The organism is Microbacterium sp. A94, assembly GCF_051842855.1.
Classification (GTDB): Bacteria; Actinomycetota; Actinomycetes; order Actinomycetales; family Microbacteriaceae; genus Microbacterium.
In genome coordinates, this window is the sequence record NZ_JBPXMU010000004.1 from 139301 (window position 1) to 159146 (window position 19846).

The 19846-nt window shown below is 61.1% G+C and carries 15 protein-coding genes; 12 read left to right on the plus strand and 3 right to left on the minus strand.

Translation table 11 applies throughout. The features are described from left to right. Window positions 1-293 precede the first annotated feature (293 nt). The 4 genes from nrdH (at window position 294) to nrdF (ending at window position 4214) form a co-directional block, all read left to right on the plus strand. Entirely contained in the window at window positions 294-527 is a 234-nt protein-coding gene (nrdH, locus tag ACSU1L_RS11940; RefSeq protein WP_438254944.1) for a glutaredoxin-like protein NrdH, read from the plus strand. A gap of 62 nt (window positions 528-589) precedes the next feature. After that, window positions 590-1048: a class Ib ribonucleoside-diphosphate reductase assembly flavoprotein NrdI gene (nrdI, locus tag ACSU1L_RS11945; protein ID WP_438254945.1), complete on the plus strand. Its 459-nt coding sequence runs from the start codon at window positions 590-592 to the stop codon at window positions 1046-1048. Next, the gene (gene nrdE, locus ACSU1L_RS11950; RefSeq protein ID WP_439255940.1) at window positions 1006-3192 is read left to right on the plus strand and encodes a class 1b ribonucleoside-diphosphate reductase subunit alpha; all 2187 of its coding nucleotides are present in this window, start codon (window positions 1006-1008) and stop codon (window positions 3190-3192) included. The genes nrdI and nrdE overlap by 43 nt, the downstream gene beginning before the upstream one ends. Window positions 3193-3233: 41 nt before the next feature. After that, window positions 3234-4214, plus strand: a complete 981-nt coding sequence (gene nrdF / locus ACSU1L_RS11955; protein ID WP_438254947.1) for a class 1b ribonucleoside-diphosphate reductase subunit beta — start codon at window positions 3234-3236, stop codon at window positions 4212-4214. A 168-nt stretch (window positions 4215-4382) separates the two neighbouring features. On the opposite strand, the gene ACSU1L_RS11960 is transcribed toward nrdF, so the two are convergent. Continuing rightward, the gene (locus ACSU1L_RS11960; protein ID WP_439255941.1) at window positions 4383-5381 is read right to left on the minus strand and encodes a magnesium and cobalt transport protein CorA; all 999 of its coding nucleotides are present in this window, start codon (window positions 5379-5381) and stop codon (window positions 4383-4385) included. A gap of 257 nt (window positions 5382-5638) precedes the next feature. Between ACSU1L_RS11960 and ACSU1L_RS11965 the strand changes: the two genes are divergently transcribed. Together ACSU1L_RS11965 and ACSU1L_RS11970 are read left to right on the plus strand one after the other, a co-directional pair. Beyond that, window positions 5639-6667 (plus strand): FUSC family protein, encoded by a 1029-nt coding sequence (locus ACSU1L_RS11965; RefSeq protein ID WP_439255942.1) that lies wholly within the window; start codon window positions 5639-5641, stop codon window positions 6665-6667. Window position 6668: 1 nt separating this feature from the next. After that, window positions 6669-7892, plus strand: coding sequence for an alpha/beta fold hydrolase (locus ACSU1L_RS11970; RefSeq protein ID WP_439255943.1), 1224 nt, complete (start codon window positions 6669-6671; stop codon window positions 7890-7892). A gap of 51 nt (window positions 7893-7943) precedes the next feature. Here ACSU1L_RS11970 and ACSU1L_RS11975 read toward each other — a convergent pair whose 3' ends face one another. Beyond that, on the minus strand, window positions 7944-9155 hold the full coding sequence (locus ACSU1L_RS11975) for a carbamoyl-phosphate synthase large subunit (protein WP_439255944.1): 1212 nt from the start codon (window positions 9153-9155) through the stop codon (window positions 7944-7946). Window positions 9156-9484: 329 nt separating this feature from the next. Between ACSU1L_RS11975 and ACSU1L_RS11980 the strand changes: the two genes are divergently transcribed. From ACSU1L_RS11980 to ACSU1L_RS11990, 3 genes are all read left to right on the plus strand, one after another. Beyond that, window positions 9485-10885 (plus strand): glutamate decarboxylase, encoded by a 1401-nt coding sequence (locus tag ACSU1L_RS11980; RefSeq protein ID WP_439255945.1) that lies wholly within the window; start codon window positions 9485-9487, stop codon window positions 10883-10885. Window positions 10886-10959: 74 nt separating this feature from the next. Then, entirely contained in the window at window positions 10960-11670 is a 711-nt protein-coding gene (locus tag ACSU1L_RS11985) for a hypothetical protein (protein ID WP_438254957.1), read from the plus strand. A gap of 119 nt (window positions 11671-11789) precedes the next feature. Continuing rightward, complete coding sequence (locus ACSU1L_RS11990; RefSeq protein WP_439255946.1) at window positions 11790-12872, plus strand: linear amide C-N hydrolase; 1083 nt, start codon at window positions 11790-11792, stop codon at window positions 12870-12872. Window positions 12873-12973: 101 nt separating this feature from the next. On the opposite strand, the gene ACSU1L_RS11995 is transcribed toward ACSU1L_RS11990, so the two are convergent. After that, window positions 12974-13939, minus strand: coding sequence for a hypothetical protein (locus tag ACSU1L_RS11995; RefSeq protein ID WP_439255947.1), 966 nt, complete (start codon window positions 13937-13939; stop codon window positions 12974-12976). A gap of 218 nt (window positions 13940-14157) precedes the next feature. On the opposite strand from ACSU1L_RS11995, the gene ACSU1L_RS12000 reads away from it, so the two are divergent. The 3 genes from ACSU1L_RS12000 to ACSU1L_RS12010 all read left to right on the plus strand — a co-directional run bounded on the left by ACSU1L_RS12000 (window position 14158) and on the right by ACSU1L_RS12010 (window position 19846). Next, a complete protein-coding gene (locus ACSU1L_RS12000; protein WP_439255948.1) occupies window positions 14158-16329 on the plus strand; it encodes a YhgE/Pip domain-containing protein in 2172 nt (723 codons plus the stop codon). Beyond that, complete coding sequence (locus tag ACSU1L_RS12005; RefSeq protein ID WP_439255949.1) at window positions 16326-18500, plus strand: YhgE/Pip domain-containing protein; 2175 nt, start codon at window positions 16326-16328, stop codon at window positions 18498-18500. The genes ACSU1L_RS12000 and ACSU1L_RS12005 overlap by 4 nt, the downstream gene beginning before the upstream one ends. Before the next feature lie 137 nt (window positions 18501-18637). Then, window positions 18638-19846: a threonine/serine ThrE exporter family protein gene (locus ACSU1L_RS12010; protein WP_439255950.1), complete on the plus strand. Its 1209-nt coding sequence runs from the start codon at window positions 18638-18640 to the stop codon at window positions 19844-19846.

Genomic DNA, 19846 nt, shown 5'->3' on the forward strand with positions numbered 1-19846 from the left:
AGGACTTTTCCACAGAACATTGAATGTCTGAACCCGCTCGTAAGGTGCCCCCTGTGGATGGATCCGAGACCGGGGCCCGGGAGCCGCGAGATCATGCGCTTCGCGGGGCTGAAAAATAGATGGCGATCTGTGGATGAAACGGTGGACAACCTGTGTTGTACCAGTGGAGAGCGGTGGAAAACTACACGGATGTAACTACTAGACCTTGTGGTCGCTCTCAATGTCCGTACCTATATGTAGTATTGAAGTCCCGGCGGGGGTCTGCCGGAAAACCTAGATTTGAGGGGAAAGAAATGTCGATCACGGTCTACACCAAGCCGTCTTGCGTTCAGTGCAATGCGACCTATCGCGCGCTGGATGCACAGGGCCTCGAGTACGAGATTCACGACCTCTCTGAAGATGCTGCGGCGCTCGAGCAGGTCAAGGCTTTGGGTTACATGCAGGCACCTGTCGTCGTCACGGACGAGGACCACTGGTCGGGCTTCCGTCCCGACAAGATCAGCGAGCTCGCTTCTCGCTTGGCGTAAGCGCTTCTGGTCGCGAGCAGGGCCACAGAACAAGCTCAGGATCGAAAGAAACGGGGTGAGTCATGACAGTCGTCGCAACGGCTGCGCCACTCCTTGTCTATTTCTCCAGCGTGTCCGGCAACACTGCCCGGTTCGTCGAGAAGCTTGGTCTGCGAGCGGAGCGCATTCCGCTGTATCGCAACGAAGATCCCCTGCTCATCGATGAACCGTTCGTCCTTGTCACGCCCACGTATGGCGGGGGACAGGGACGCGACGTGGAAAAGGGCGCAGTGCCCAAACAAGTGATCCGATTCCTCAACGACGAGCGAAACCGGCGTCACATTCGCGGAGTGATCGCCGCGGGAAATACCAACTTTGGCGATGCATTCTGCCTCGCTGGAGAGATCATCAGCCGCAAGTGCCAGGTGCCGCACTTGTATCGGCTCGAAGTATTCGGCACACAGGATGATGTTGATCGCGTGAGCGACGGATTGGAGCGATGGTGGGCATTGCAATCGACGAGCATGCAGAGCGTGCAGTGACGAACGACCAGGTGGCGTTCAAGGCCAACCCTGCTTTCGAGGGTCTTGACTATCACTCGCTCAACGCGATGCTGAACCTGTACGACGCGAACGGCAAGATCCAGTTCGATGCCGACAAGCGGGCCGCGCAGGAGTACTTCCTGCAGCACGTGAACCAGAACACGGTGTTCTTCCACTCGCTCAAGGAGCGCCTGGACTATCTCGTTGAGAAGGAGTACTACGAGGGTGCTCTCATCGAGAAGTACTCGATGGAGTTCATCCAGAAGCTCAACGACTTCGCCTATGGGAAGAAGTTCCGTTTCGAGACCTTCCTGGGTGCCTTTAAGTACTACACGAGCTACACGCTGAAGACCTTCGACGGCAAGCGCTACCTTGAGCGTTTCGAAGACCGCGTCGTGATGACCGCTCTCGGCCTTGCCGACGGCGATGAGCAGGTCGCACTCGACCTCGTCGAAGAGATCATCTCCGGCCGCTTCCAGCCGGCGACCCCGACGTTCCTGAACTCGGGCAAGGCGCAGCGCGGCGAGCTCGTTAGTTGCTTCCTGCTGCGCATCGAAGACAACATGGAGTCGATCTCCCGAGGCATCAACTCGTCGTTGCAGCTGTCCAAGCGCGGCGGCGGCGTGGCGTTGCTCCTGTCGAACATCCGCGAGGCCGGTGCGCCGATCAAGCAGATCGAGAACCAGTCCTCGGGCATCATCCCCGTCATGAAGCTTCTCGAAGACAGCTTCAGCTACGCCAACCAGCTCGGCGCCCGTCAGGGTGCAGGTGCCGTCTACCTCAACGCGCATCACCCCGACATCATGCGCTTCCTCGACACCAAGCGTGAGAACGCTGACGAGAAGATTCGCATCAAGACGCTGTCTCTGGGCGTTGTCGTTCCCGACATCACGTTCGAGCTCGCCAAGAACGGCGAGGACATGTACCTGTTCTCGCCGTACGACGTCGAGAAGGTCTACGGCGTGCCGTTCGGCGACATCTCGGTCACCGAGAAGTACCGCGAGATGGTCAACGACCCGCGTATCAAGAAGACGAAGATCAACGCGCGCGAGTTCTTCCAGACCATCGCCGAGATCCAGTTCGAGTCGGGCTACCCGTACATCATGTTCGAGGACACGGTGAACGACGCGAACCCGATCAAGGGCCGCATCAACATGTCGAACCTGTGCAGTGAGATCCTGCAGGTGAACACGCCGACCACGTACAACGAGGACCTCTCGTACGACCAGATCGGCAAGGACATCTCGTGCAACCTCGGCTCGATGAACATCGCGCTGGCGATGGATGCCGGTGACCTGGGCAAGACGGTCGAGACGGCAATTCGCGGCCTGACCGCGGTGAGTAACCAGAGCCACATCTCCTCGGTGCGCTCCATCGAAGACGGCAACGACCGCTCGCACGCCATCGGCCTCGGCCAGATGAACCTGCACGGTTACCTGGCTCGCGAGCACGTGCACTACGGCTCCGAAGAGGGCATCGACTTCACGAACATCTACTTCTACACGGTGCTGTTCCACGCGCTGCGCGCGTCGAACCTGCTCGCGAAGGAGCGCGGTGTGGCCTTTGACGGGTTCGAAGACTCGACATACGCGTCGGGTGAGTTCTTCGACAAGTACACCGAGCGTGCCTGGGAGCCTGAGACCGAGAAGGTCAAGGAGCTCTTTGCAGGCCAGCACATCCCGACGCAGGAAGACTGGGCTGGGCTGAAGGATTCCATCCAGAAGCACGGTATCTACAACCAGAACCTGCAGGCTGTTCCGCCGACCGGCTCGATCTCGTACATCAACAACTCGACGTCGTCGATCCACCCGATCGCATCCAAGGTCGAGATCCGCAAGGAAGGCAAGCTCGGACGCGTCTACTACCCGGCGCCGTTCATGACGAACGACAACCTGGAGTACTACCAGGACGCCTATGAGATCGGCTACGAGAAGGTCATCGACACCTACGCCGCCGCCACTCAGCACGTCGACCAGGGTCTGTCGCTGACCCTGTTCTTCAAGGACACCGCCACCACGCGCGACATCAACAAGGCGCAGATCTACGCATGGCGCAAGGGCATCAAGACGATCTACTACATCCGTCTTCGCCAGATGGCGCTCGAGGGTACGAACATGGACGAGTGCGTCAGCTGCATGTTGTGATGCTTCTGACCAGGTATTTTTCTGAGATTGAGAGATAGACGATGACCCCCTCACCGAAGCTCGCGCTGGTCGACCACGTGCAGGCGATCAACTGGAACCGCATTGAGGACGACAAGGACCTCGAGGTCTGGAACCGCCTGGTGAACAACTTCTGGCTGCCCGAAAAGGTGCCGCTGTCGAACGACATCCAGTCGTGGAACACGCTGACACCCGAGGAACAGCTGATGACGATGCGCGTCTTCACCGGACTGACCCTGCTCGATACGATCCAGGGCACGGTCGGCGCGGTATCGCTGATCCCGGATGCGATTACCCCGCATGAGGAAGCCGTTTACACCAACATCGCCTTCATGGAGTCGGTGCACGCGAAGAGCTACTCGTCGATCTTCTCGACGCTGTGCTCGACGAAGGAGATCGACGAGGCATTCCGTTGGTCGGTGGAGAATCAGAACCTTCAGAAGAAGGCTCAGATCATCACCGACTACTACCGGGGCGATGACCCGCTCAAGCGCAAGATCGCCTCGACGCTTCTCGAGTCGTTCCTGTTCTACTCGGGTTTCTACCTGCCGATCTACTGGTCTTCCAAGGCGAAGCTGACGAACACGGCCGACCTCATCCGCCTCATCATCCGCGACGAGGCTGTGCACGGGTACTACATCGGCTACAAGTATCAAAAGGGCCTCGAGAAGGAGACCCAGGAGCGTCGCGACGAGTTGAAGGATTACACCTTCAACCTGCTCTACGAGCTCTACGAGAACGAGGTGCAGTACACACAGGATCTCTATGACGGCGTCGGCTTGACCGAGGACGTGAAGAAGTTCCTGAACTACAACGCCAATAAGGCTCTGATGAATCTCGGCTATGAGGCAATGTTCCCCTCCGAGGTGACGAACGTAAACCCGGCGATCCTGTCGGCGCTGTCTCCGAACTCGGATGAGAACCACGACTTTTTCAGCGGATCGGGTTCGTCGTACGTCATCGGCAAGGCCGAGGCGACAGAAGACGACGACTGGGACTTCTAGAAGTTTCTTGAAGAGCCCCGGCTGAAAAGCCTGGTCAGAGGCCCGGATCCGCGAAATCTCGCGGGTTCGGGCTTTTTCAGATTCTGTGGGTGAAAGTGCCGGATGATGTTTGCCGTCGTTGCCGCCAGGTTGGCGAGTTCACGCGTACTCCACGCGACATTCGACTCCTCAGATCCATTTACTGCGTTTGAAGACGAGGTAGAGCATAACGGCGAGCGCGAGCATCAGCCCCAGAGCGAAGAGATACCCGAGCCCCCAGCTCAGTTCGGGCATGATCTCAAAGTTCATGCCATAGACCCCACCGATCAAGGATGGTGCGAAGAGAATCGCGGCCCACCCGGAGATCCTCTTCATGTCTTCGTTCTGCCGCTGGTTCACCAGCGTCGCATTCACACTCAGGATCTGTGTGAGCGCATCTCGAAGCATCGCCGTCTTCGCGGCTGCTTGCGTGAGATCATCGGCTACCGCATCCAAGCGCATGAGCAACTCTTGTGAGATTGCCTGCTTATCCGTACCCGATCGCAGCATGTCGACGGCATCCGTCATCGAGGTGATTGCCTGTTGAATCTCTATTACTTCCCGGCTCAGCCGATAGATGCGCTCGGCAACGGAGATATCGCCGCTGAATACCTGTCGTTCGATCTCTTCTTTATCGTGCGCAATGCCGCGAAGGACCGGTCCGTACCCGTTGACGATCGTGTCGAGGAGCATATAAACGACTGCGATCGGCCCCATTCTGAGTAGTGTCTGATCGGCGAGCAAGGCACGTTCCCGATCGCCGAAGTCGACGTTGTCCTCGTCAACGGTGGCGGTCGCTGGGGCGCTGATCCACCGGTCATCCTGACAGATCACTGCAACCGCACCCGGACGCAAGAGGACGTGAAACTCCCCGAAGTCCACTTCCTCGGTCTTGTCAACATATCTCGCTGCCCGCGCGACGAGGAAGAGTGTTTCGCCGTAGCGCTCGAGCTTGGGTCTTTGTCCCGCATTGATGAGATCCTCGATCAGCACCGGGTGAAGATCCCACGCTTCTGCGAGTTCGTTGACCTGATCAGCACGGGGATTCGCGTACAGGAACATCGCCATATGACCTGAGTTGTCACGAGCGAACGCGGTGGCCTCTGCCACCGACACCCCCTCGGGAACGGGCGCGGGAAGACCATCCACGACATATCTGGCCAGTTTGCCGCTCAGATAGGCGGTGTCAGAACTCTGTTCAACTGGCTGACGATGAAAAAGCCCTCCGAACCCGAAGTCATTCGGCCACACTCTTCGCACGGGTGCCCCCCTCAAGACGTGAATTCTCTGCGGCGCTCCGTTGCCCGCAGGTCGTCCGGCGCGTCACGCTGAGCCTATCCGAGCGCGGCGGGTGCGGTGGGCGAGCTCGGCACGGTAACCTCGGTGCAAGCGCAGAGGGAGTGAGCATGCAAGGTTCCACAGTGGAGGCCTCGCCCGCAGCGGCAGGTCGAAGGCGCATCGTCGGCCTCGCTCTGAAGCTGCTCGTCGGTCTGGTGATCATCGCCGCGCCCGTGCTGATCGCCTCGAACTGGGTGCCCGGCATCAGCGAGGTCGCGTTCTACGGGGTTCTCGCAGCGTCCTTCGGGTGGATCAGCGGTGGCCCACGGGGTGGGGCGGCGATCGTGGCCTCCCTGGCGGTACTCGGCGTGGTCTCGGTCCTGCTGCACGGACAGACATGGGCGCTCGCCCTGATCTTGCTACTGCTGGGGCTGGCATATGGCTTCGCGGCCAGTCGAGGCGTTGGCAAAATCGTGCTGCAGCTGCCGATACTCACGCCCTATTTCATGCTCAAGCCTCCGGCGCTCTTCAACAATCCCGCCGTCATCGATGCCACGTACATTATCGGCGTGATCGTCGTCATGATCGCCGTCGGGTTCTGGACGATTCTGGTTCTGCACCTGGCCGTAGGCAAGCGCGCGCTGAAGCCGTTGGAAGTGCACAATCTCCGTATTCCACTGATCTACGGTGCGATTCTCGGACTGTTCTCTGCGGCGGTGATGATTATCGGGACCACCACCGATGTCAAGACGCATTGGGTCTGGATCACACTCACGCTTTACGTGCTCGCTGATCCGCAGCAGCTCTATTCGCGCGCGAAGACGTGGGGCCGGGTGCTGGGCACACTCGCCGGGTTCGTGGTGGTCTCGCTGATTTCGCTTCTCGGTGTACCCGATGGGGTGCTGATCTACCTGGCGATACCGGCGCTCTGGCTGTGCTTGTTGTTCATGCTCCTGAAGAAGCCGTACTGGCAATACGCATTCTTCCTCACAGTCACCGTCGTACTTATGGACACGTCGGACGTAAGCACCTTGTTGCTCGATGCGGAACGGTTCGGTTTCACCATCGTGGGCGCCGGACTCTCGGTGGTTGCCGCGCTGCTGGTGAACTTCCTCGGATATGGCCGCGCCGGTCTCAGATCCTCGGAACGCCAGTGAGATGACACGCTCAGCTGAAGCCGCGCAGCAGAGAGGACCGCTGGATCGAGTGCTGCTGGCGATCGCCAAACGCACGTCGGGCGTGCGGTTCGTGCGCCGTCCCGCCACCGCTGACGCGCCGGCATTCGACCTCGCCTATGTCCGCACCGGGCCGGTCGGACAGCGGCCGCCCGCGGTCGTGATCCCGGGCGGACCGGGGCTGGGATCGGTCTTGCCCTATCGGGCACTGCGTAGCCTGGCATCCCGGCGGGGGCTCGACCTGATCATGGTGGAGCACCGCGGGATAGGGCTGTCACGGAAAGACGTGTCCGGAAGAGACCTCCCTCGCTCGAGCATGCAGATTACTGACGTGCTCGGTGATATCGCGGCAGTTCTCGATCACGAAAAGGTTCAACAGGCGCACATCGTCGGATCGTCATACGGCAGCTACCTCGCCTCGAGCTTCGGAGTCGCGTACCCTGATCGCGTCGCAGGGATGCTTCTTGACTCAGCTCTCCAGTCCGCAGGTGACATCGACATCGAACGAGCCGCCGTACGCGGGGTGCTGTGGGATGCGCACGGCGAATCAGCGCGTCTCGTTCGGCGCCTTGCCGAGGCCGGGATCAGTCAGCGCATACTGCTGGACGTAGCGCGTGCCGCATATGAGCTGGGCGGAGACGCGCTCTTGATCCCGTTGCTTCGTCATCGGCTGCGCTGGCAGCGCAGCTGGGCATGGCGGATGCTGGAGTCATACGCCACGCGGGATTCTTCGCTCATCCGCTTCCCCGGTATCTACGAGTTCGATCTTGCCGGAACGATCGGCTTTCGCGAACTTGGTTATGGGGGACAGAGCGACGGGCTGCCGCTCGATCCGGCGCTGACATACGCCCCGCTCGCTTCGCAGTTCCCTGCGTTCGAGAGGGAGCCGTTCGACCTGATCACCGGCGTGCAACGCTTCGACTGGCCGCTGGTGGTGTTGACCGGTTCCCGGGACCTGCGCACACCCCCCGCGATCGCAGCGCGTGTAGTGGTGGCGGCACCCCAGACGATCACCGTGCCGATCGAGAACGGGCACAGCGCGCTGGACACCCATCCCGTTGCACTCTTGAACGCGCTCGACTGGCTTGTCCGTGGCAAACAGAATGGATTGCCTGGAATCGTTGCACAACTGGACCGCTTGCCTCGCAAGGGCATTGCCGCACGCGCACCCGGTGTGCTCGCGGCGGTGATTGGCGGCAAGAGCTAGGCGCACAGGCCAACGGGTTACCGTAACCGTTGGCCTGTGCTTTCGCGAGCGTCAGACGCGCTGCGCGTGTACGTTCATCAGCGCCGCGGCGTCTTCGTCGGTCATGCCAGCGATCGGCTCACCGTTCCACACGATGTCCGCGCCCATCGCCTTGAGCAGTTCCTCACGATGTCCGTCGGCGAGCTTGGCGCCGTGGACGAGCGCAGCCGGTCCCCACATCATTGCGAGGGAGTCGTGCCATCCGTGCCCGATGTCGTGCACGTGCAGCAGGTCGTGCAGCGAAGTCTTCAGGTGCTTGACCGGTTCCGCGAACGAGTCGGCGAACACCGCGAGACGGACCTGGCGCTCCACGCCCGGGTGAACGAGAATGGGCTCGTCGACCTCGCCGCTGAATGCCTTCAGGAACTCTGCGGTCTCAAGAAGAATCACGCCGTTCGTCGGACGCGGGTTGCACTCGATCGCGTAGAGCTCGCCATGGTGGTTGACGAAGTCGAATGAGAGCTGGCCGGTGAAGGTCGGGTCGAGCTCGTCAACGAGTTTCTGCGTGTACTCGAGCGTCTTCGTGCTGTCTTCGGCCAGGAACGCGATGCCTGTGCTGTGCGCCCACTGTTCCGGCGCACTGTACGTGCACTGCGCGGTGACCCGACCGTTCACGATCACGCTGTACGTGCAGATCATGGGCCCGTCTGTGAACGGCTGGACCAGCCAGGGCTGCTCGGGGGTCGGGTGGCAGTCTTCGACGGCCATTTTCCCCGCGAGGGGGCCGGTGTTCGTCAGCAGTCCCACACCGCCTCGCGAGTAGACGGCGCGCGCGAAGAACTGGGGGAAGCGGGCGATCGCCTCGTGGAGCTCTTCCTCATCGGAGACGACGACTGTTTCGGGAATGGGCACTCCCGCCCGCTCCACGAGGCGCTGGAAACTGCCCTTGTCGTGAAGCTGCGCGAGCGCACTGAAGCTGCCGGTGAAGAGGCGGACGCCTTCGGAGAGGTCCGCGACCCGGGCTGCGAGGTAGAAGGCTTCCTCGAAGGTGGGAATGATCGTGTCGATCTGGTGCGCGGCGACGATCCGGTTCACATCCGCGATGAACTGATCAGTCTCGAACCGTGGTGACGCCGTCACCTCGTGTGCGGCGAGGAACCGGGAGTGGCTTCCCATCGCGCCTGCGAAAGTGTCAGCGGCGACAACATAATTGCCGGCGCTGCCGAGCTTTCGGATGAGATCTAAGGCGAACGTATTACGTGAACTGGTGACCAGGATGCGCATCGAGCGTCCTCTCAAAGGGGCAGCATGAACATTTCACGCTGAGACTATCGGATCGGCGAGCCGCCGACGTACACGCCCGGCCGACGCGATATCCCTTGGTCGTGCGGCACTGCTATGGTGACCGGTAACTGAGGTTGCACAGGGGGGTGAAACGAGAAGCGGCGCGTATTGTCGCCCATTTTCCATGCGGGTGCAGCGAACCGGATCAGGCTTCGTTGCGGCTGCCGAGTAGTCGAACGAGTCCGTTTCTGAGGCGGATGCCGATCGCGCTGATCCGCACCAAGTGCGGACGACTGTATTTCCATCTTTCACATCCGAGAGGACGATCCATGTCAGAACGTTTCCGTATCGCGTCCGAGCAGAGCTCCGATGCAGCGCTTGAGCTTGCCCCAGTTTTCACCCGCCCGGGCGAAGCCTCGACGCTTCCGAAGTTCAAGATGCCCGAAGGCATGATGGCTTCGGACACCGCATACCAGATCGTGCACGACACCGCCATGCTCGACGGCAACTCCAGGCTCAACCTCGCCACGTTCGTCTCCACCTGGATGGATGAGAACGCGCAGAAGCTGCACCTCGAAGCTGCCGATAAGAACATGATCGACAAGGACGAATACCCCGCAACTGCGGAGATCGAAGACCGCTGCTGGAGGATTCTCGCCGACCTGTGGAGCGTGCCGGACGCAGACGACACCATCGGTACCTCCACGATCGGTTCCTCTGAGGCCTGCATGCTCGGCGGTCTCGCGCTGAAGCGTCTGTGGCAGGAGAGTCGCAAGGCGGAAGGCAAGTCAACGGAGAAGCCGAACCTCGTGCTCTCGTCCGGTGTGCAGGTCGTGTGGGAGAAGTTCTGCAACTACTGGGATGTCGAGGCTCGTTACGTTCCGGTGAGCGAGGAGCACCTCGTGCTGGACGGCTTCGAGCTGGAGAAGTATGTCGATGAGAACACCATCGGTGTCGTCGCCATCCTCGGTCAGACCTACACGGGGCTTTATGAGCCGGTCAAGGAGATCGCTGCGAAGCTCGATGAGATTCAAGCGAACACGGGCGTCGACGTGAAGATCCACGTGGACGGTGCCTCCGGTGCAATGATCGCACCGTTCTGCCAGCCGGACCTTGAGTGGGACTTCCGGATCGACCGCGTCAACTCGATCAGCACTTCGGGTCACAAGTACGGTCTCGTCTACCCGGGCGTCGGTTGGGTTGTCTGGCGAAACAAGGCGGTCTGCCCGGAGAGCCTCATCTTCCACGTCAGCTACCTCGGCGGCGACATGCCGACGCTCGCGTTGAACTTCTCGCGCCCCGGCTCGCAGGTGCTGCTCCAGTACTACCAGTTCCTGCGTTTGGGCCGCGAGGGCTACACGGCGATCCAGCAGGGCTCGATCGACGTGGCGACCTACTTGTCGTCAGAGATCGCCAAGATGGAGAACTTCGAACTCGTCAGCAAGGGGGACACCATCCCCGTGTTCGCATGGCGGCTCACTGCGGAAGACCGCAACTGGGACCTGTATGACCTCGCCGATCGACTCCGCATGCGTGGTTGGCTCGTCCCCGCGTACCCGATGCCGGACAACATGAGCGACATGATCGTGCAGCGCATCGTCGTGCGTTCCGACCTGAGCAAGGATCTTGCGGGCACGTTGCTCACCGCGATCAAGGAAGAGGTCTCGTACCTGGAGGGCCTGTCCACGCCGCTCCCGCGTGAAGCGAAGAAGCAGAGCTTCGCGCACTGACCGTTGAGGTGGGTGCCGCTGAATGGCGGCACCCACCACCGAACTCAGCCGACTGTAACCGAACGGAATCCGCGATGACATCGAAGCCGAGCGCCGACCTCCGCGCGCCCTTTCTCACGCCGAGTCTCACAAAGCAGAGCGTGTACTTCATTATTGGAGGCTCGCTGTTCGCTCTCGGATCGGCGGCCTCGATCTGGGGATTCGGTGACGTCGCATTCACCAACTGGGTCTGTTTCATCGGCGCGTGGTTCTTCACCACAGCCGGACTTTTCCAGCTGGTTCTCAGTGGTGACGCGACGGTCCGTGTCCATAAAGGTCAGGCGAAAGCGTTCCGTGCCGAGTGGTTGGCTGCGGCGACGCAGAGTTTCGGCACGATCCTTTTCAATGTGAGTACGACGACGGCACTCACCGCGAAATCCGTCGCCGTGGAGAAGCACTTCGTGTGGAATCCCGATGCCGGTGGCTCGGCAGCCTTCCTCATCAGCGCTTTCTTCGTCTATATAGCCTTTTATCGCGAGCAAGACACGCTGTGGGGCCTGACCAAGCCCGCCTGGTGGGCAGCCCACGTCAACATGGCGGGATGCATCGCGTTCGGCGTCTCCGCGATCGGCGCCTTCGTGACGGACGACGGCGGCAGTAAAGACGCGAACGTCGCCAACTGGGGCACGTTCATCGGCGCGCTCTGCTTTGTCGGAGCTTCCGTCATCGCGCTGCCGAAGATGCCCTGGAACACCGTGCGATTCGATTCTGCGACGGTGCCGCTCAAGAAGCCGGCGAAGCGATGAAAGTTCGGCTCGTTCTCTCCGTATCCGTTGGAGGATGCTGAGCACCTATTCTCATCGGATCACCTCGATACCGGTGTAACGCACTCCAGGAGTGCATGCAAAGAAAGGGAACCAACCCAATGTGCACACGAGTACTCTGGCCCGACGCAAACGGCGCGGTAATCGTCGGCCGAAACATGGATTTCCACATGGATTTGCTTACCAACCTGTGGAAAATGCCCCGCGGTATCGAACGCAAGGATGGCGCTAACGGCAAGCTCACATGGAAGGCGAAGTACGGCAGCGTCATCGCGACGGCGTTCGACCTGATCGCTACTGATGGCATGAACGAAGAGGGCCTCGCAGGACACATCCTGTGGCTCGCGGAGTCGAATTACGGCAAGCCCGAGGACTCTGATGTTCAGCTCAGCCAGTCGATCTGGCTGCAGTACTACCTCGACAACTTCGCCACGGTCGCCGAAGCCGTTGAATGGACGAAGAGCAGCGATGTACGCATCGCGCAGCTGTTCGATCCGACTGGACATCTCGTCCCGACGTTGCACCTCGCGATCAACGATGCCACCGGTGACTCCGCGATCATCGAGTACACCCAGGGGTCGGCGACGGTTTACCACAACCGTGACTACAAGGTCATGACAAACTCTCCGACCTTCGACAAGCAGCTCGAGCTGGTCAAGGAGATCGATGGCCTCGGCGGCGACAAGCCGCTTCCCGGGTCGACGCTTGCGTCGGACCGCTTCGCTCGTGCCTCCTATTACATCGAGCACCAGGTGCAGCCGAAGACCGAGCTGCAGGCGATGGCGGCGATGTTCAGCATCATCCGCAATGCTGCGCAGCCGTTCCGGACTCCGGAGCCCGGGAAACCGGATGCATCGCAGACGATCTGGCAGGTTGTCGCGGATATGACTAACAAGCGCTATGCATTCGAATCGACGACGCGCCCCAACATCGTGTGGCTCGACTTCGAGAAGATGAGCTTCAACGAGGGAACGGAGATCCTCAAGCTGGATCTGATCGGAAAGCTCTCGCTCGAAGGCGGTCTCGCGGGGGACTGCAGCCACAAGTTCGAGGCAGTCGACGACCTCGGTCTCGGCCTTGTGGACACCGGGCGTGAGGCGCTTGAGTTCGTCGCGCGCAAGCAGGATGAGTTCGCTCAGCTTGCCAAGGGCTTCAAGGCTCTGAAGTTGGCGAAGGCCAGCTGACGCTCTCTGCCAGCGAGCATACGAAGAGAGGGGGCCGGTCCGAGAAGGGCCGGTCCCCTTTCGTGTTCACAGGCTGATGAGCGGCCGCAGGGGTTCCGTGGTCACCGTTCGGGAAGGTCGCTGGGCGCGTCTGCGTCGTCAGCATCTCGCGTCTGGGAGACGTCCGCATCAGAAGCCTCTTCGAGCTTTTCGGCCTGGGCAAGCTTGAAGACGCCGATCGTGGCGACGATACCTGCACCGCCGATCGCGAGCAGCGACCAGACAGATGCGCCCGCAGCCTCGTGCAAGATGACGATTCCGATGAACACTGAGATCGCAGGGTCGATTACCGTTGTGCCGGCGACGACCACATCCGACGGATTGCACGTGTACGCCGTCTGGACGAAGTAGATCGAGAGAGCCGAGGCCACACCGATGCCGAGCACGCACGCGAGGGTCAGGATGCCTTCGGAGTCAAGCGTGAACGGATGCCCGGCGAACAGTCCCTGCACGCGCAGGAGCACCGTTTTGCCGAGCGCTGCGACGAACGCCGAGAAGAGCCCGCCGAAGAGGACGTAGACGATGGGGGCGAGCTTCGATCTGCCGCGGCTGAGCAGCCAGGCGGCGGCCGCGAGGACGAGACCGGTGCAGAGCGCGACCAGCACCCCGATGAGCTCCGCGTCCGTGATCGCCTTCTGCTTGCTCACCTGCGCTGCGATGATCACGTATGCGATGACGCCGACCAAACACAGCAGAATCGATCGGTAGATCCCGCGAGTGGGCATCTTGCCGGACATCTTCGCGCCGAGGAAGACCGCGAATACGAGAGCCAGCACGCCGACGGGCTGCACGAGCATCAGGGGAGCGAAGGCGAGGCTGGCCACCTGCAGCAGTATTGCGATCCCGTAGAACGCGGTGCCCAGCAACCAGATCGGCGTCTTGACCATCGTGATGAAGAGCTTGCCGTCGCCTTTGCTTGCGGTGGCGACCGCGATGCCCCTGGCCTGCCAGAGGTTTCCGAACGACAACGCTGCGGCGGAAAGCACGGCAAGGCTGATGCCGAGGATGTGCATTGTGGTGTGTGACAACGGAGGGCCTCTCACTGCCGGGCGGTCGCAATCGGGCCTCAGTCTATCCACCGGGCACGCGCAACACCGACCAGGCCGGCATCTCGCACATTTCTGAGGGGTGCGCATCGCGGCGCTCGCCTGCCGCTAGGGTAGGGCACATCGGAGCTATGGATTGACCGTCGGAGGCGTCGCGTCCGACGGTGTAGGACTGATCAGGTGTCGTGAGGGGCGAACGAATGCGCAATGTCTGGCGGGTTCTGAAACGGGATATCAAACGGCTCGTTCGTGTGCCGCTGGCACTTGTGATCATCGGTGGTGCCCTCATCACGCCCGCGTTGTATGCATGGTTCAACATCACGGCGTTCTGGAACCCGTTCGACAACACGAAGAACTTGAGCATCGCGGTCGTCAACCTCGATGCTGGGGCATCCAACTCGCTCACGGGCGAGGTGAATGTCGGCGATCAGCTCGTCGCAAAGCTCAAAGACAACGACGATCTCGGCTGGCATTTCCTCTCAGAGGACGCCGGCATGGAATCCGTGCGCAGCGGCGAGAGCTTTGCCATGTTCGTCGTTCCAGAGAACTTCTCGAAGGATCTGCTGAGCATAACTTCGGGGGATTTCACCAAACCCAAGTTGCTCTACTACGTCAACGAGAAAGAGAACGGAGTCACGCCGGAGATCACGGACACCGGGGCAACAACGTTGCAGACGCAGATCACTGACTCGTTCACCCAACAGGTCGCGGATGCTGTCGCGACGGCGATCCAGAAGGGTGGCGTCGCAGCCGAAGATGACCTGCTGGCCGCCGAGGCCCAAGTCGTCAGCGACTTGCAGCGAGTAGCGGAGGCCATTGGGCAGACTCGTGCCAGCCTGAGCGTGCTCGCCGGTGATATCACCGATGCACGGGCGGGATTGCAAAGCAGCGAAGTGGTCTTGGGCGACATCGACGTTGCCCTCGCAGATGCTCAGACGACGCTCACCGACGTCAGCGCACTCGCGGAACGCGCCCAGACGGAGTTGCTTCAACTCGCCGGAGAGGCGACAACTGGTCATGTGATCGGCTCCGCAGAAGTGGGCGAGGCAGCCTCAGGTGCTTTGGGCGCCGTCGGACGCGTGAGCGCGGCGAGCAGTGCGCTCTTAGCGGCGGTGGACGCGCAGCGTGTCATTCTGGGGGAGTCGTCGGTTCTGCTGGGAGGCCTTGACCACCAGCTCGAGCAGACATCGAGCGCGCTGAGCAGTCTCGATGGCAACCTCGCTGCAGTGGAAGCGGATATGGGCGTCGCGGTCTCTGATCTGCAGACGCTGGGAGGGGTGGCCCTCTTCCAAGATCTTGAGGCCCTCACTCATCTGAATGCCGAGCAGATTGCTGAGTTCATGGCGACGCCCGTGCAAGTGGATCAGCACACCATCTTCCCGACCCCGGCATACGGATCACTGATGGGAGCTCTGTTCATCAACCTGTCGCTGTGGATCGGCGCTTTCGTGCTCGTCGTGATCTTGAAGCTTGATGTTGACGATGAAGATATCGCCGACGTCACGGAACGTCAGAAGTACCTCGGTCGCTGGTCATTGTTCGCGTGCATCGCTGTGATGCAGGCGATCGTCCTCAGCATCGGCAACCTGATAATCGGGGTGCAACACGTCAACGTGTTCGCATTCGTCGTCACGCCGATACTGATCGGACTGGCCTATCTCAGCGTCATCTACGCACTGTCTGTGACATTCGGGTACGTCGGCAAGGGGCTCGCTGTCGTTCTCGTGATCATGCAGATCCCGGGAGCTTCTGGAATCTATCCGATCCAGCTCATGCCGGAGTTCTTCCAATCGCTGTACCCCTTCTTCCCTTTCACATACGGGATCGACGCAATGCGTGAGGTGATCAGCGGTTTCGCTGGGTTCGCTTATTGGCGCTACCTCGGGATGCTGGCAATTTTCGTTGTACTGTCCTTCTTCCTCGGGCTGGTGCTTCGACGACACGTCGCCAACGTCACGCGGCTGTTCACGAGCCAGGTCCGCGAAACGGAGCTGTTCACCAGCGAGGACGGTGCTCCTACCGGCCGCGGCTACCGGCTCAATCACGTGCTGCGTGCCCTGGCCAATCGCGCCAGATACAAGGAGAGCCTCAAGAAACGTGCCCTGCCGTTCGCGCGGTCATACCGAGGGTTCCGTAGCGGGATCGTCGTCGTTGGGCTGATCGGTGTGTTGGTGCTGGCCGTGTGCGCAATAGTCTTCCCGAGCACGAAGATCGAATTCGTGGGTCTGTGGATTCTGTGGCTCATCATAGTTTTCGTCGCGTTGGTCGCACTGGAGTACATCCGCTACAGCCTGCGCCTTTCCGCGGAGGTGGGGGACATGCCCGAAGAGAAATTGCGTGAAGAGCTGGCGGAACTGGAGTCCAAGCGATGAGGGGAATCGTGCAGCAGTTCCGATCGGACCTGCGTCGCGTGACAAGCAATGTGATGGCGGTCATTGTGTTGTGCGGACTCGTTGTCATTCCCTCCGCGTTCACCTGGTTCAACGTGATCGGCAGCTGGGAGCCTTTCAACAACACCAAGAACCTCAAGGTCGCTGTGGCGAGCGTGGACAAGGGCTACACCAGCCCGCTGATCCCGATCCACCTGAACATCGCGAGCTTGGTCGAGTCAGCGCTTCGTGCGAACGACCAGCTCGACTGGGTCATCACAACCAAGGAAGATGCGATCGCCGGCACAGAGTCCGGTGAGTACTACGCCGCGATGGTGTTGCCGGAAGACTTCAGCGAGCGCATGCTCACCTTCTATACGGCCGGTTCCCAGCAGACCAAGATCAATTACTACACCAACGACAAATCGAATCCGTTGGCACCCCTCATCACCAGCGAAGGCGCCGACGACCTTTCTGCGAAGATCAACTCCGAGTTCATGAACGAGCTCAGCGACATCGCTTTGAGCCTCGTTTCGTCGATCGCGAAGAACCTGGGCAGTAGTGACTCTCAGGCAACATTCGTTCGCATCGAGGCGCACATCAGCGACGTGGCAGCGCAGCTGCGTGCAGCATCGGGCACTGCCACGATGTTCACGGGGATCCTCCAAGCGAGCATCCCGCTGGTCAGTAGTAGCTCCAGCCTGTTCGGAGCCGTCGAATCCGAGTTCTCTACCGCGACGGGAAAGATCCAGGAAGGTCTCGCCGCCGCGCAGGATGCGGATGCTGCGGTCATTCACGCGTCCGATGTGCTGACTGCGGCCTTCGAAGCCAGCTCGGCTCAGCTCGGCCGTTTCTCCGGCGAAGTCGATCGAGTGTTCTCTGGCCTCGATTCCGATGCCGCGTCCAGCGTCGAGCTGATCGGGGTGATGGTCACCGACATTGGCGACCTCATCGATCGGCATGTGCAGCTGCGAGAGCGACTCATCAACGACGTAGCGCCGACGCTGTCCGACGAAGAGCGCCCCGCGCTCGATGCCGTCGTGGCAGATCTTGACGCTGCGATCGCCGGGGAGCAGGCTCTGCAATCTCGCCTTCAGGAGACGGCGGACGGCGTGGCTCAGGGCAACAACGATGTGCAGGGGTTCCGTGCCGATATCGATGGACGGATCGTGGCTGCGCAGGCTTCACTCGATAACGCCGGGGCCGTGTTCACGAACAACCTCAAGCCAACGCTTGATGAGCTCGCAACAACACTCAACGCGGTCAGTATCGGGCTCGGGGGCGTCGCCGGCAGCGTCGCGGGCCTCGGCAACACAGCAAACGGCGTCACCAGCATGCTCGACAATGCCGTAGCTCAGAATGGCGAACTCGCCACAACCTTGGGTGATACCGCAGTGGAGGTTGAGCGGGTCGCTGGCCTGCTGTCCACAGCAGTCGACTCCGGCGACTTCGGTGAGATCAGCAAGATCATCGGCTCGAACCCGTCAGTGCTGGCCACTGCGCTGTCCCAGCCCATCGGACTCGATCGGATTCCGCTGTTCCCGGTGGTGAGCTTCGGGGCCGGGATGGCACCGCTGTACTCGACCCTTTCGCTCTGGGTCGGCGCGTTGCTGATCTGCGTGACCTTGCGCGTCAACCCGCCCGCACGGCCCTTCGACGGCGGGCCCGAGCTGAAGCTTCATCAGCGGTTCCTCGGTCGCTACGGTCTTTTCGCGCTGCTCGGGTTGGCTCAGAGCACCCTGGTGTTCCTCGGGAACATTCTGATCGTAGGGCTGCAACCCGTGCATCCGTTCTTGTTCCTCCTGCTCGGCTGGGTGACCTCGCTCGTCTTCACCTTCATCATCTATACGCTCGTGGTGTCGTTCAGCGATGCAGGAAAGGCGCTAGCCGTCTTTCTGCTGGTCATCCAGGTTGCAGGTGCCGGAGGTGCGTATCCGCTCGTCCTGCTACCGCAATGGTTCCAGAACATCAGTCCGTTCCTGCCAGCCACGCATGCCATCGACGCCTTCCGGGCCGCGCTTGCCGGCATCTACCACGCGGACTACTGGATCTCACTGGGTCTGCTGCTCGCGTTCATCGTGCCGATGCTGCTTCTGGGCTTGGCGCTGCGCAAGCCGCTCATCGGCATCAACGCGAAGATGGAGGGCATGCTGCAGTCGACGAAACTCATGTGAGATCGAAGTCGTCACCATCCACGACCGGGAGGATAGTTCTGAACCTTCGCCGAACGCGCCTGCAACGTGCGCTGTCTGTCCTCAAGAAGGAGGACTCCGCACCACCGACCAATGCGCATGGTGCGCAGCTGGTCGACATGCTCGGCATGCTCGGACGCATGCTGCTGGCCGGGTCGCAGCCCACCAATGAGGTGGCAGCATCACTTCGCTCATTGGCCGGCACTTATGGAAATTCTGAACTGCGCATCATCACCCTTCCTACCCTCGTGTTGATCGAGGATCCGCTGACCGTGCCGGCGAACACATCGGTGTTCGACGCCGATCAGCCCGCGTTGCGCCTCGACCAGGTCGATGCAATCGAACGACTCATGCACCGGGCGGCCGAAACCCAACTCGCGCCAGCGGCCGTGTCGGAAGAGGTAGCGCAGATCATCAGAACTCCGCCACGATTCGGCTTCTGGGCATCCTTGAGCGGTCACGTCCTACTGACCGTCGGATTCGGCCTCGTGCTGAGCCCCACGCTGCCGGCGTTGCCCATATATGCGGCGCTCGGGCTGCTCGTCGGGCTGCTCGTGCTGCTGGGTTCACGGGTGCGCACGCTCGCGCTCGTGCTCCCGGTCGTGGCTGCTTTCATCGCAACGGCGATCGCCGGACTGATCGCTCCGGAGCTGGCGAGTCAGAGCATGCTCAGCCTCGTCACGCCTGCCATCGCCAGCATGCTTCCGGGGCTGACCCTCACGATCGCCACTGTCGAACTCACGAACGGTCAGATCATCGCCGGCGCGAGCCGTCTGCTCTACGGTTTCGCGACTCTCTCGCTGCTGGCCTTCGGGCTCTACATGGGCATTGTCGTCACGGGCATCGCGACCCCGCACACTGCCACGGGAGATCGTCTCGGTGCCTGGGCTCCGTGGGTGGGCATCGTGTTCGTGGCGGTTGGCTACTATCTCTATTCCGTTGCGCCCAAAGGCTCCCTGATCTGGATTCTGTTCGCATTGAGCGTTGCTTACGCCGGACAGCTGCTCGGACACCTGCTCCTCGGCGCAACGCTGTCCGGGCTCGTGGGGGCTCTCATCGCGGTGCCTGCCATCTATCTCGCCTCGCATATTCCTCGCGCTCCGCAACCCGCGGTGATGCTCACGTGCGCCTATTGGATGATGGTGCCCGGCACTCTGGGCTTCATCGGTCTGACCGAGACAGTGGTGGGAACTGCCGGTGGCGGAAACGCCCTACTGCAGACCATCGGCGGTATCTTCGCGATTGCGATCGGCATGGTCATCGGCACGGGTATCAGCCGCGACACCGGTGCTGTCGCACGCGCGTGGCATGGCGGTCGCATACGCTGA

Bases quoted from the DNA above. Each gene is read 5' to 3' on its own strand.
- nrdH (WP_438254944.1), top strand. From the start codon at position 294: ATGTCGATCACGGTCTACACCAAGCCGTCTTGCGTTCAGTGCAATGCG.
- nrdI (WP_438254945.1), top strand. From the start codon at position 590: ATGACAGTCGTCGCAACGGCTGCGCCACTCCTTGTCTATTTCTCCAGC.
- nrdE (WP_439255940.1), top strand. From the start codon at position 1,006: ATGGTGGGCATTGCAATCGACGAGCATGCAGAGCGTGCAGTGACGAAC.
- nrdF (WP_438254947.1), top strand. From the start codon at position 3,234: ATGACCCCCTCACCGAAGCTCGCGCTGGTCGACCACGTGCAGGCGATC.
- ACSU1L_RS11965 (WP_439255942.1), top strand. From the start codon at position 5,639: ATGCAAGGTTCCACAGTGGAGGCCTCGCCCGCAGCGGCAGGTCGAAGG.
- ACSU1L_RS11970 (WP_439255943.1), top strand. From the start codon at position 6,669: ATGACACGCTCAGCTGAAGCCGCGCAGCAGAGAGGACCGCTGGATCGA.
- ACSU1L_RS11975 (WP_439255944.1), bottom strand. From the start codon at position 9,155: ATGCGCATCCTGGTCACCAGTTCACGTAATACGTTCGCCTTAGATCTC.
- ACSU1L_RS11980 (WP_439255945.1), top strand. From the start codon at position 9,485: ATGTCAGAACGTTTCCGTATCGCGTCCGAGCAGAGCTCCGATGCAGCG.
- ACSU1L_RS11985 (WP_438254957.1), top strand. From the start codon at position 10,960: ATGACATCGAAGCCGAGCGCCGACCTCCGCGCGCCCTTTCTCACGCCG.
- ACSU1L_RS11990 (WP_439255946.1), top strand. From the start codon at position 11,790: ATGTGCACACGAGTACTCTGGCCCGACGCAAACGGCGCGGTAATCGTC.
- ACSU1L_RS12000 (WP_439255948.1), top strand. From the start codon at position 14,158: ATGCGCAATGTCTGGCGGGTTCTGAAACGGGATATCAAACGGCTCGTT.
- ACSU1L_RS12005 (WP_439255949.1), top strand. From the start codon at position 16,326: ATGAGGGGAATCGTGCAGCAGTTCCGATCGGACCTGCGTCGCGTGACA.
- ACSU1L_RS12010 (WP_439255950.1), top strand. From the start codon at position 18,638: ATGCTCGGCATGCTCGGACGCATGCTGCTGGCCGGGTCGCAGCCCACC.